This window comes from Methylorubrum thiocyanatum, assembly GCA_014138645.1.
Classification (GTDB): Bacteria; Pseudomonadota; Alphaproteobacteria; order Rhizobiales; family Beijerinckiaceae; genus Methylobacterium; species Methylobacterium thiocyanatum.
In genome coordinates this window covers 111626-123690 of the sequence record JACJIB010000008.1, presented here as the reverse complement: position 1 = coordinate 123690, position 12065 = coordinate 111626, and the positions used below count along the sequence as shown (strand labels likewise).

The following is a 12065-nucleotide window of genomic DNA, read 5'->3' as shown; positions in this document are numbered from 1 at the left end:
ATGGTCCCACCGTCGCGACAATGACGGGAAGCGGTCGCAAGCCAGCCTCGAGCGGTGTCGTGGCGCGAGGAGGCCTGTTCGCTCAGGCTGACACCCGTTCGGCCGCGCGAACGTCCCCCTCCAGTGTCGTCCGTCATGCGCTGCCTCGCAGACAGGTGCGATCCGGCACGGCGGCCTGGACGAGCGGGCGGCGGCGCATTGACGGTCTCCCCAACACAAAATAAATGTCTATCATCATGAATAGTCCGGTCTGGAACGACCGACGAGGAGCGGTGCGATGGACTCTAAGGCCTTCCTCGTTCTGGCCCCGCTGGCCCTGGCGGCGTGCTCGCCGGCCGAGACCGCCGTACCCGTGAAGCCGCCGCTGGTGCAGATTATCGCGGTCGCCCCGGGCACGGCGGGTGTCGCGCGCTACACCGGCGTCATCCGCGCCCGGACGGAGAGCAGCCTGGGCTTCCGCGTCGGCGGCAAGATCTCCGAGCGCCTCGTCGACCCGGGGGATCACGTTCGGCTCGGGCAGCCGCTGATGCGCCTCGACCGGGCCGATTTCACCCTCGCGCTCAATGCGGCCCGCGCCTCCGTCGAGGCGGCGAGGGCACAGATGATCAAGGCCAAGGCCGACGAGGAGCGCAGCCGCCAGCTCGTGGGCGACGGTTGGACCTCGAAGCAGACCTACGACCAGAACAAGGCCGCGGCCGACGCGGCCATCGCCCATTTCGCCAACGCGGAAGCCCAGGCGAGCCAGGTCGCCAACCAAGCCGGGTATTCCGAACTCCTGGCCGATGCCGACGGCGTCGTGATGGAGGTGCCGACCGAGCCGGGGCAGGTGGTCGCCGCCGGCCAGACCGTGGTGAAGCTCGCCCGTGACGGCGCCCGCGAGGCGGAGGTGTTCCTGTCGGAGGGGAGCCGGCAACTCGCCAAGGGGGCCGCATCGGCAACCCTCTATGCCGAAGGCGAGGCAACTTATCCGGCCAGGCTCAGAGAACTCTCCGCCACGGCAGACCCGGCGACGCGCACCTACCGCGCCCGCTACATCCTGTCCGGCGGCGGCGAGGCGGCGCCGCTCGGGGCGACCGTGACGCTTCGGCTCAAGCCGTTGGAGACCGGGCGCGCAGCCGCGGTCGACGTGCCCCTCGGCGCGCTGTTCGACAGCGGCCATGGCTCGGCGGTCTGGAAGTTCGACGCCGACACCGAGACCGTCACCGCACAGCCGGTCTCCGTCGCGCGCCTGTCGGAGGAGAGCGCCGAGGTCGTGTCCGGCCTCAGCCCCGGCGACCGGATTGTCTCGCTCGGTGCCCACTTGCTCAAGGCCGGCCAAGCGGTCCGTCAGGCCCCGTCGAGCCTCACAGGGGTTGCCCGATGACCGGGTTCAACCTGTCCGCCCTGGCGGTCCGCGAACGCGCCGTCACGCTGTTCCTCGTCATCGCGGTGACCGCCGCCGGTTTCTTCGCCTTCCAGAGGCTCGGCCGCGCGGAGGACCCGGCCTTCACCGTCAAGACGATGTCGGTCTCGGCCGCCTGGCCCGGCGCGACGACCTCGGAGATCCAGCGGCAGGTGGCCGATCCCCTGGAGAAGCGCCTGCAGGAACTCGTCTACTACGACCGGGTCGAGACCACGGTCCGGCCCGGACTCATGCTGATGAAGCTCTACTTCAAAGACAGCATGCCGCCGGCGAGGCTGCAGGCGGAATTCTACCAGGCGCGCAAGAAGCTCTCCGATCAGGCCTCCGCCCTGCCGCGCGGCGTCCTCGGGCCGCTCTTCAACGACGAGTTCTCGGACGTCTACTTCGCCCTTTACGCGCTCCAGGCCCAGGGCCTGCCGCACCGTCACCTCGTGCTGCGCGCCGAGGATCTGCGCCAGCGCCTGCTGCGCGTGCCCGGCGTCGAGAAGATCAACATCCTCGGCGAGCAGAACCAGAAGATCTACGTCGAGATCTCCTACCAGCGTCTCGCGACGCTGGGCATCACCGGACAGCAATTGCTCACGGCGTTGGCCAACCAGAACGACGTGACCCCGGCGGGCTTCGTCGAGACCACCGGCCCGCGTGTGTATCTCCGGCTCGACGGCGCCATCGACGGCCTCGACACGATCCGGAACCTGCCGGTCGCGGCGGGTGACCGCAGTCTCAAGCTCGGCGACATCGCCGAGGTGAAGCGCGGTTACGAGGATCCGAAGGTCTTCGAGATCCGCAACGGCGGCGAGCCGGCGCTGATGCTCGGCCTCGTGATGAAGCCGGGCTTCAACGGCTTGGCGCTCGGCGAGGCGCTCAACGCCGAGGAGGTGGCGATCCACCATGAGCTCCCGACCGGCATCGCCTTCACCAAGATCACCGATCAGGCGAAGGTCATCGACGACGCCATCCACGAATTCATGGTCAAATTCTTCACCGCCCTCTCGGTGGTCATCGTCGTCAGCCTCGTCGCCCTCGGCTTCCGGGTCGGCATCGTCGTGGCGCTCGCGGTTCCGATCACGCTCGCGGCCGTGTTCGTGGTGATGATGGTGACCGGGCGCGACTTCGACCGCATCACGCTGGGTGCCCTGATCATCTCGCTCGGCCTGCTCGTGGACGATGCGATCATCGCCATCGAGATGATGGTTGTTCGTATGGAAGAGGGCGTCGACCGCGTCGAGGCCGCGACCCATGCCTGGAGCGCCACCGCGGCGCCGATGCTGACCGGCACCCTCGTCACCATCGCGGGATTCCTCCCCGTGGGCTTCGCGGCCTCGACGGCGGGCGAATATGCCGGCAACATCTTCTGGGTGGTCGGCTTCTCGCTGATCATCTCCTGGATCGTGGCGGTGACCTTCACGCCCTATCTCGGCGTCAAGCTCCTGCCCGACATCAAGACGGTGGCGGGCGGTCACGAGGCGATCTACGCCACGAAGAACTACCAGCGCCTGCGCCGCGTGGTGCGCGCCTGCGTCGATTACAAGTGGCTGGCGGCCGGGATCACGGTCGGGCTGTTCGCCCTCGCCGTCGTCGGGATGGGCCGGGTCGAGAAGCAGTTCTTCCCGAATTCCGAGCGCCCCGAACTCATCGTCGAAGTAACGCTGCCGACCGGTTCGGCCTTCGCGACCACGGAGGCGAGCGTCAGGAAGGTCGAGGCTGCCATCCGTGGGCTTCCCGAGGCGCGGGAGATCACGAGCTATATCGGTCAGGGCATGCCGCGTTTCGTGCTCTCCTTCGACCCCGAACTGCCCGATCCGGCCTTCGCGCAGATCGTCGTCCAGACCTCCGATGCCGCGTCCCGCGACGCGCTCCGGATCAAGCTCCGCAGGCTCGTGAGCGACGGGCTCTTCCCCGAGGCGCGCGTGCGCGTGCTGCAGATCGTCTTCGGCCCGCCGATCCGCTTCCCCGTGGCCTTCCGCGTCACGGGGCCCGACCCCGACGTCATCCGCGGCATCGCCGCTGAGGTCAGGGATGTCATGATGGCCAACCCGAATATGAGGCTCGTGCATCTCGACTGGGGCAACAAGACCCCGAGCCTGCACCTCGTCCTCGACCAGGAGCGCCTTCGCTTGATCGGCCTGACGCCGAAGGAGGCCGGCCAGCAATTGCAGAGCTATCTCAACGGGACGCCCGCGACCCAGATGCGCGAGAACCTGCGCTCCGTGGACGTGCTCCTGCGCAGCCCGGGCCCGGAGCGGCGTTCGCTCGGGGAGATCGGAGACCTGACCCTGACCACGCATGACGGGCGGCAGGTGCCGCTCTCGCAGGTCGCCCGGCTGGAAAGCCGCAACGAGGACGCGGTGCTCAAGCGCTACAACCGCGAGACCTACATCCGCGTGCAGGGCGACGTTCTCGACGGGAAGCAGCCGCCGGACATCCACGCGCAGATCTTCCCCGCGCTCGACCCGATCAAGGCGAAGCTGCCGCCCGGCTACCGGATCGACGTCGCCGGCGCGGTGGAGGAGAGCGCCAAGGCCATGAACGCGCTGGTCGCGGTCTTCCCGCTGATGCTGATCGTGACGCTGACGGTGATCATGCTGCAGGTGCGCTCGTTCACGACGATGTTCATGGTGTTCGCCACCGCGCCACTCGGACTCGTGGGCGCCGCACCGACGCTGCTGCTCTTCCACCAGCCGTTCGGCTTCAACGCGATCCTCGGCCTGATCGCGCTGTCGGGCATCCTGATGCGCAATACGCTGATCCTCGTCGACCAGATCCACCACGACCGTGCGGCCGGTCTGTCGGACTACGAGGCCATCGTCGAGTCCACGGTGCGCCGGGCCCGTCCGGTGATCCTGACGGCTGCGGCCGCGATGCTCGCCTTCATCCCGCTGACGCACTCGGTGTTCTGGGGGGCGCTGGCCTACGTGCTGATCGGCGGCGTCGGCGTCGGGACGCTGCTGACCCTGCTGTTCCTGCCGGCTCTCTACGCGCTCTGGTTCCGGGTTGGTCGAAAGTTCGTCGCGGAGGGCGTCGCACCCGGTTTCGACGCGGTGCCGATCCGGGCCGAGCCATGACTCAAAGACATAGGGTCATGTCCCTGCGACGGGACGTTCCAGAATCGCGCATTCGACGGCCGAACGCGCGAAGCATCGGTCGGCCTCGCAGGCGGGCGTGCGCTTCATGAGGAGATGGCGCACATCCATATACGTTTCGGGAACGCCGGAGGATCGGGCTATGCCCAGGGTCTCGCAGGAACAGGCCAAGCTCAACCGTCAACGCGTCGTCGAGGCCGCTGCATCCCTGTTTCGGGAGCGCGGGCTGCACGGCGTCGGCGTCGCCGACATCATGGCGTCGGCCGGCCTGACCCATGGCGGCTTCTACGGTCAGTTCGCCAACAAGGAGGCCCTCGCCGCAGAGGCGTTCGATATTGCGCTCGACGAGGAGAACCGCGGTGACCTGGACACCTTGGTCGCCAACTACTTGTCCCTCGGCCATGTCCGGTACCCCGGACGGGGATGTCCCCTCGCGGCTCTAGCAAACGACGTCGCGCGGGAGCCGCCGGGCAGTCCCGTCAGGGCGCGGTTCACCCGGGGCGTCGAGCGCTTGGCCGCCCTCCTCTCGAACCTCTCGCCCCGGGCATCCAAGGAGCGCCGGAAGCAACGGTCCCTCGCGGCGCTGTCGACGCTCGTCGGGGCCGTCGTCCTGGCTCGGGCCGTCGACGACGATGCGCTGGCGGAAGACCTGATCAAGGCCGCGCAGGCATCCCTCACCGCATGACCGCCGCGGGGACGGGCCGCCTCCCGCGGCCGCTCCGCCGAAAACCGGATCGACCGGTCGCAGCGGCAGGCCAGCTCGGATCACCACCGGGCGCGTGATCACCGTCCCGGTGCTGTCGGCACCGGTCGGGTCGTTCCAGATGCCTGCCACGGGCCGTTGCGGGGACCCCTCGCGCGAAATCGTAGCCCGTCAGCGGGCCCGGACCCGTCCCCGGCCGAACTCACGTCCGTCCCTGGCCGCGCAGGTGGCAAAGCGCGCGGCTGGTCTCGCCACCACCGCAGGCCGACACGGCGGCGCCGATCGGCGCGAGACAGCATGCCTTGAAGGATGAGGATATGATTCCGCGACCGTTACACCGCCAAAAAGCCGCTCTACGGCGACCCATTGGGGCGATGCCAACTCATTGCAAAATTCATGAAAAATAGGGTGGCGGAGACGGAGGTAATTTCTGAAGGAATAGTCAAACCCCTTCTCCTGCGCACGAGCCGCTGCGGTCGCTGAACGTTCGGGACATACCGCGGAACAAATCGACGTTCCGAGACAGCCGTCATGCCCCGAAAGCCCAATTCGAAGAACGGCTATCTGGAACTGCTCGACGGGTACTACCGCGTTACGATCGGCGTTCCAGTCAAGCTACGTCCACTGCTCGGCTACCGGCTCGAGGGGGCGCTCGGCACGAGGTCGCTGTTATCTGCCAACGTGCTGAAACGGCCCGTCGTGACGGATTTCAAAACGCGGATAAACAAAGCCTGGGAGGCACTCGGAGACCAGCCCCGCTCGGCTCAAGTGGAAGCAACCGAATGGGCGAAGATGGTCTCCGATGGGCGAACTCGTCGCCCGGCGTGTTGAGGGCAAAAAGCTTGGAGACGACCTGTTCCCAGAATGGCCGGGCCCGAGAGTTGTAGGATCCGTAAGGTAGCGCTCGTCGTACTTCCCCAAGCGTTTCACGAAGTACCGGCGGGGTCTCGGCGTCGACGACGTGGTCGAAGGCAAGCGCCGCTCGCTCGTGAATTTCCATTCCTTCCGGTGATGGTTCATCACCAAGGCCGAGCGAGCCGGCGTCGACGGAGATCTGCTGGCCGCGATCGCTGGCCACAAGCGGTCGGGCCTCAACCTTGGGCCGCTACAGCGAAGGTCCCGAAATGCAAGCGGCAAAGGCTGCGATCACGAAGGTCAGACTGCCGCCGTTGGACGGCAGTCCGATCGTCGGAGCGCGGCCCCTGATGCCGAAGCGCCGGCAGGTCGCTTCGCGATGATAGGTGGCGGTTCTGCAGACGATGTCGCGCATTCCCGACCGTCTCCGATGCAAGCCGTCCCATGTCTCGGCTCGTCGGGGACGTAGAGCGTGCCCCCGCGCGGGCCCCTCTGCATCTCGGTGTCGGGAGCTTGATGCGCTGGGCTTCGCCACCGGGGAGTTCGGTCGCCGGTCTCTCTAGAGGCTCTTATGAACCGCCAGCGAGTAGAGCAGCCTTCCTGAGCATGAGGCAGATGAAGGCGACGAGGTGCAGGTCTGCCAATGTGCTTGCATAGCGCTCGTAGTCTTCGACGAGCCGGCGGAAGCGGGTGGCCAAGGCGAAAGAGCGCTCGACGACCCAGCGCCGGGGCAGCAACACGAAGCCGCGCTTCGCCTCGGGCAGCTTCACGACCTCCGGTTCGATGCCGTGCTTGCGCGAGGCCTGTGGCCGCCTTCTCGCCGGTGTAGCCCTGATCGACGAAGGCGATCTCGACGTGATCGTCAGTGGTCGCCTGCAGGGCCTTGGCCAGACGCTCGACCTGAGCGCGGTCATCGGCGTTGGCTGGCGTGACGTGCAGGGCCAGAAGATGGCCGAGCGTGTCCACCGCCCTGTGCAGCTTCGAGCCCTGCTTGCGCTTGCCCCCATCGTAGCCGGCCCGCTCGCCGCTCTCGGGCGTCGCGCGCAGCGTCCGGCTGTCGAGGATCGCCGCTGACGGCTCGGCCTTGCGCCCGGCCGCCAAGCGCAGCACGGCGCGAAGGTCCTCCGCCCGTTGCTCGAAGCAGCCCGCCGACAGCCAGCGTTGCGCCTGCTGGTAGACCGGCGCCCACGGCGGCAGGTCGTGGGGCATCCAGCGCCACGGCGCGCCTGTCTTCGCCACGTAGCGCAACCCGTTGAACACGTCCCGCAACGGATGCGCGCGCTGACCCGCATCCTCGCGCACCAGTGTCAGATACGGGGCGACCAACGCCCATTCGTCGTCGCACACATCAGACGGGTAGGCTTTCCGGGACTGGCTCATGACCCATCATCTGAGCCGCCAAGCCGACAGGTCCATAACAGCTTCTAGAGAAGCTCGGATTGCCTACCAGGGCATCGCCGAACTTGCGGATGAGGGGGAAGAGGCCGAGCCGAACCTGCTCACCCCCAAGCGCCCGCCGCGGCCCGTAGCCTGCGCGACCTCACTCTGCGCGGTTCCAGCTACGGCTTTCCAGCGGCAGGCGAGGCTGGGCCCTTCACCCTCGGCCCGATCGACCTGACGATCCGGGCCGGCGAGATCCTGTTCATCGTCCGCGAGAACGGCTCGGGCAAGACGACGCTGATCAAGCTGCTGCTCGGCCTCTACGCGCCGCAAACGGGAGAGATCCTGCTCGACGGCGCTCCTGTGACGGCGAAGACCCGCGACGCCTACCGCCGGCACTTCTCGGCGATCTTCTTCGACTACCATCTGTTCGACGAGCTGATTCCAATGGACGGCGCCGGCCCGGAAGCCGCCCGGCCGCTGCTGGAACGGCTCGATCTCGCCCGAAAGGTCGAGATCGCCGAGGGGCGCTTCTCCACCACCGATCTCTCGACCGGCCAGCGCAAGCGCCTCGCCCTGGTGCAGGCCGCCCTCGAAGGACGCGCGGTCCTCGTGCTCGACGAGTGGGCGGCGGAGCAGGATCCGACCTTCCGGCGGCGGTTCTACGAGGAACTCCTGCCGGAGTTGCGCCGCGGCGACCGAACGCTCGTCGTCATCAGCCACAACGATCGCTACTTTGACGCGGCCGACCGGGTACTGCACCTGGGTAATGGACGGATCGTGACGATCACGGAGAAGGCGTCCGCGACAGCCGTATCAGTCTAACCACACGGCAAAGCCAGTTGGCTCCGGCTTCGCCTCGCAATGGCGGCGCGCGACACAAGTTAATGAAGTCGACCACAGGCTAAGGACGGCAGTGGGTCAGAGTAAAAATCCTGATCTGCGCCTGTCACCTTAGCGGCCGAACAAAACCTCGCTTCCGCATGCCAGCGCCTTGGGCCTGTCGCCTCTGCAAGGCAGCATGAGGGCCAGAGTCGAGTTGCATGACAACACCCTGAAAATTCCATCACTGCGGTGTCGCTCTCGCCAGTTCGTTCGACAAAGAAGCCGGAAGACGGGAATGCTCTCCCTCCAAAAAAGGCCTTCCGGTGATCGTGTTTCATAAGATGAACGTCGCGCGCAGCTGCGGGGTGCACAGCACCGATCCAAATATCAGTTCGCCTTCGATTATAAAGCCATACAGACATTATATAGGGGTCCGCAAACTGTTTATAAATTACATCGCATTTAATTGTTTTCAAAATAAACCTGATATGCGTTGTAGAGTATGATGACAATCACAAACAAGCGTTAGCAAAAAGGCCTATCTTTCTTTCTGCTGTTGGATTTCAATATCCCGTCCGCTGTATGGGCTGAAGTAGTGACAATGAGCTGATGCGCATACGTCCAATCCTTATATCGACTGGGCTGCTCGCAGTAGCGGCTGTGGGGGGGCTGTGGGGGAACCCGCTCTCCCGCCAGGAGGGAGCGGGTTCCTTCGTCACCCTTCCGGCGCGGCGAGGCGACTTGGAGGTGACCGTTCCAGCCAGCGGCGTGATCGAGCCAGTTAAGCTGGTCAGTGTCGGCGCGCAGGTCTCCGGCCGCCTCCTCGCCCTCAATGTCGGCCTCGGGGATCAACTCAAGGCTGGCCAACTCATCGGCGAGATCGACTCGATTCCCCAGGCGAACGCCGTGCGCAAGGCGAAGGCGTCGCTGACCTCCCTGAAGGCCCAGCGCGAAGGGATGCGGGCGACGCTCAAGCAGGCGGAACTCGCTTATCGCCGCCAAGCCGACATCCTGTCGGGGCGGGCCGGCACCCGGCAGGACTACGAAATGGCCGAAGCCGCCTACGAGGGCGCGAGGGCCAGTCTCGCCAACTTGGACGCGATGATCGAGGGGGCGAGCGTCGATGTCGGCATCGCCGAGGCCAATCTCGTCTATACCCGTATCATCGCCCCGATCGACGGCACAGTCGTGGCCATCATTACCAAGCAGGGGCAAACGGTGATCTCGGCGCAGAGTGCCCCGACCATCGTCAAGCTCGCCGACCTCAACATCATGTCGGTCAAGGCGAAGGTGTCGGAAGCCGATGTCGGACGCCTCAAACCCGGCACACCCGTCGTCCTAACCTCCTTCGCGCAGCCCGAGCGGCGCTACGAGGCGAGGCTGCGCACAATTGATCCGGCTCCCGACCAGATCCTCACCGACACGACGGGACCCGGCCAGACGTCTAGCGGAGGACAGGGCAGCGAGGCCGCGATTTACTTCAACGCCCGCTTCGAGATCGACAATTCAGACGGGCTTCTGCGCCCGCTGATGAGTGCCCAGGTCATCTTCGTCCTCGACCGCGTCACCCAGGCAGTGCTGATTCCTCGAGCCGCCCTGCGCCAATCCAGCCGAGACAACGGATATGTCACCGTCCTCGACCGCGAAGGCCGGCCGCAGGAGAAAGCGGTCCGCACCGGCTTGTCCAACAGTACGGATATTCAGATCGTCGAGGGGGTCGAGGCTGGCGAGGCGGTGGTCATCGCCGGCCCGCAGAATGCGGAAACCGCGATGGGTCCGATGAGAGGGGGGCGTCTATGAGATGGCTCTTCGGGCGGCTATCGCGACGGCGATCCGCTTCCTCACCGGTGGAGGAGCGTGCCGCGCAAGCCGGCGAGGAGCCGCCATTGCTGCTGCTCAAGGGTGTCCACCGCCACTACCAGATGGGCGAGCAGACTGTGGCCGCGCTCGCCGGCATCGATCTCGCGATCCGGGCCGGCCAGTTCGTGGCCATCGTCGGCCAGTCCGGCTCCGGCAAATCCACCCTGCTCAACCTGCTCGGCTGCCTCGACCGGCCGAGCGCGGGACAATACCATGTGGCGGGCCACGATACGGGGGCGATGACCCATGACGGTCTCGCCGCGGTGCGCCGCCACACCTTCGGCTTCGTCTTCCAGGGCTACAACCTGCTGGCGCGCCTCTCCGCTCGGGCCAACGTCGCGCTGCCGGCCATCTACGCCGGGATGGCGGCCGGCTCCCGCAACGCCCGCGCGGCCCTCTTGCTCGAACGCCTCGGCCTCGGCGACCGCCTCGATCACCGCCCGACCCAACTGTCGGGCGGCCAGCAACAGCGTGTCGGCATCGCCCGCGCGCTAATCAACGGCGGACGCGTCATCCTGGCCGACGAGCCGACCGGTGCTCTCGACAGCCGGACCAGCCGAGAGATCCTGGCACTGTTCCGCACCCTCTGCGAGGAGGGACACACCGTGGTGATCGTCACCCATGACAGCACGGTCGCGGCCGCGGCCGACCGCGTGATCGAGATTGCCGATGGCCGTATCGTCGCAGCCCACACCCTCCGCGCACCGGCGACGCCCCCGAAGCGTCCCGCGCCGCAACGGGGCGGAGCCCCCAGTCGGATCCGGCAGGGCTACGACGCGGTCGGCAACGCCGCCCACACCATCGTCCTGCACCGGCTCCGCAACCTGCTGACCGTGCTCGGCATCGTGGTCGGGATCGCGTCCGTCGTCCTCGCCGTTGCGATGGGCGAAGGCTCGCAACGGGAGGTCATGTCCAACCTCGCAGGGCTCGGCAGCAACGTCATCGCTTTATACCCCTCCAGGGGACAAGACGGCCTGACCTTGCGCCAGACCGAGACGTTGACACCCGTCGACGTCGAGCGATTGGCCGCGCTTCCCTTCGTCAACGGTGCGACGCCGGCCGAACAGCAACACTTGCTGCTGCGCTTCGGCGGCAGGTCCACACAGGTCACCCTGTACGGCGTCGCACCGTCCTTCTTCCGGATTCTGCCGATGCCGGTCCTGGCCGGTCACACCTTCGGCGACGAGGCGCTGGAGCAGGGCCGAATGGAGGTTCTCATCGACACGCGGACGCGGGAGGCTCTGTTCGCGCGGCACGAGGAGCCGCTTGGCGCTGTGATCCTGGCCGGCGACGTCCCGCTCAAGATCGTTGGGATCGTCCAGCCCGCGATTTCATCGCGCTATGGCTTGCAACCCTTCGCTGCGCTGCCTTACTCCACCTTCCTGAAACGCGTCGCGGGCAAGCGCAGCCTCCAAAGCGTCCTCCTCCAGATCTCCGAGAGCGTCGATCACGCGGTTGGGATCGCAGCGGTGCGCAAACTCCTCGAGACGTGGCATGGACGCCGGGATTTCGAGATCTTCGACAGCGAGGAGATCCGCGCCGCTTTCCTGCGCACGCGGCGCGTCTTCGGCCTGCTGATCTTCGCCGTGGCCGGTACGGCCTTGGCGGTCGCCAGCGTCGGGGTCATGAACATGATGCTCGTCGCCGTCGCTGAACGGACGCGGGAGATCGGGCTGCTGATGGCGCTGGGCGCACGCCGCAGCGACGTTATGATGCAGTTCCTCGTCGAGGCGGTCGTCATCTGCGGTGCGGGCGGCGTGTTCGGGATCGGGGCGGCCTTCGTCGTCGGGTATGCGGTGAGGGCGTTAGGCGCGCCGGTGGCCATGGCCTTCGGCTGGGATACGGTCGCGGCGGCGGTCGTGAGCGCGAGTCTGGCGGGGATCACGGCCGGGGTCCTGCCGGCATGCCGGGCCGCGCGTATCGATCCGGTCGACGCGCTCGCCCGATGAGGCCGGTC

General features: G+C 66.7%; 8 protein-coding genes and 1 pseudogene. 7 read left to right on the top strand and 2 right to left on the bottom strand.

Annotation, left to right across the window (positions count from 1 at the left end; genetic code table 11):
- The first annotated feature begins 277 nt into the window (after window positions 1-277).
- From HNR51_RS21355 to HNR51_RS21340, 4 genes are all read left to right on the top strand, one after another.
- Complete coding sequence (locus HNR51_RS21355) at window positions 278-1363, top strand: efflux RND transporter periplasmic adaptor subunit (RefSeq protein WP_182556281.1); 1086 nt, start codon at window positions 278-280, stop codon at window positions 1361-1363.
- Window positions 1360-4467, top strand: a complete 3108-nt coding sequence (locus HNR51_RS21350; protein WP_182556280.1) for an efflux RND transporter permease subunit — start codon at window positions 1360-1362, stop codon at window positions 4465-4467. The genes HNR51_RS21355 and HNR51_RS21350 overlap by 4 nt, the downstream gene beginning before the upstream one ends.
- Before the next feature lie 160 nt (window positions 4468-4627).
- Window positions 4628-5170 (top strand): TetR family transcriptional regulator, encoded by a 543-nt coding sequence (locus tag HNR51_RS21345; protein ID WP_182556279.1) that lies wholly within the window; start codon window positions 4628-4630, stop codon window positions 5168-5170.
- A 549-nt stretch (window positions 5171-5719) separates the two neighbouring features.
- On the top strand, window positions 5720-6019 hold the full coding sequence (locus tag HNR51_RS21340; RefSeq protein WP_182556278.1) for a hypothetical protein: 300 nt from the start codon (window positions 5720-5722) through the stop codon (window positions 6017-6019).
- A 274-nt stretch (window positions 6020-6293) separates the two neighbouring features.
- Here the strand turns inward: HNR51_RS21340 and HNR51_RS21335 are convergent, their stop codons facing one another.
- Window positions 6294-6458 carry a hypothetical protein gene (locus HNR51_RS21335; RefSeq protein ID WP_182556277.1) on the bottom strand — a complete coding sequence of 55 codons (165 nt, stop codon included), beginning with the start codon at window positions 6456-6458 and terminating at the stop codon, window positions 6294-6296.
- Window positions 6459-6612: 154 nt separating this feature from the next.
- Window positions 6613-7423 (bottom strand): annotated as a pseudogene (locus HNR51_RS21330) (IS5 family transposase).
- A 150-nt stretch (window positions 7424-7573) separates the two neighbouring features.
- Between HNR51_RS21330 and HNR51_RS21325 the strand changes: the two are divergent.
- The 3 genes from HNR51_RS21325 (at window position 7574) to HNR51_RS21315 (ending at window position 12057) form a co-directional block, all read left to right on the top strand.
- The gene (locus tag HNR51_RS21325) at window positions 7574-8248 is read left to right on the top strand and encodes a cyclic peptide export ABC transporter (RefSeq protein ID WP_366932719.1); all 675 of its coding nucleotides are present in this window, start codon (window positions 7574-7576) and stop codon (window positions 8246-8248) included.
- A 609-nt stretch (window positions 8249-8857) separates the two neighbouring features.
- Window positions 8858-10048, top strand: coding sequence for an efflux RND transporter periplasmic adaptor subunit (locus HNR51_RS21320; protein WP_283215070.1), 1191 nt, complete (start codon window positions 8858-8860; stop codon window positions 10046-10048).
- Window positions 10045-12057 (top strand): ABC transporter permease, encoded by a 2013-nt coding sequence (locus tag HNR51_RS21315; RefSeq protein WP_373325218.1) that lies wholly within the window; start codon window positions 10045-10047, stop codon window positions 12055-12057. The genes HNR51_RS21320 and HNR51_RS21315 overlap by 4 nt, the downstream gene beginning before the upstream one ends.
- The last annotated feature ends 8 nt before the right edge of the window (window positions 12058-12065 follow it).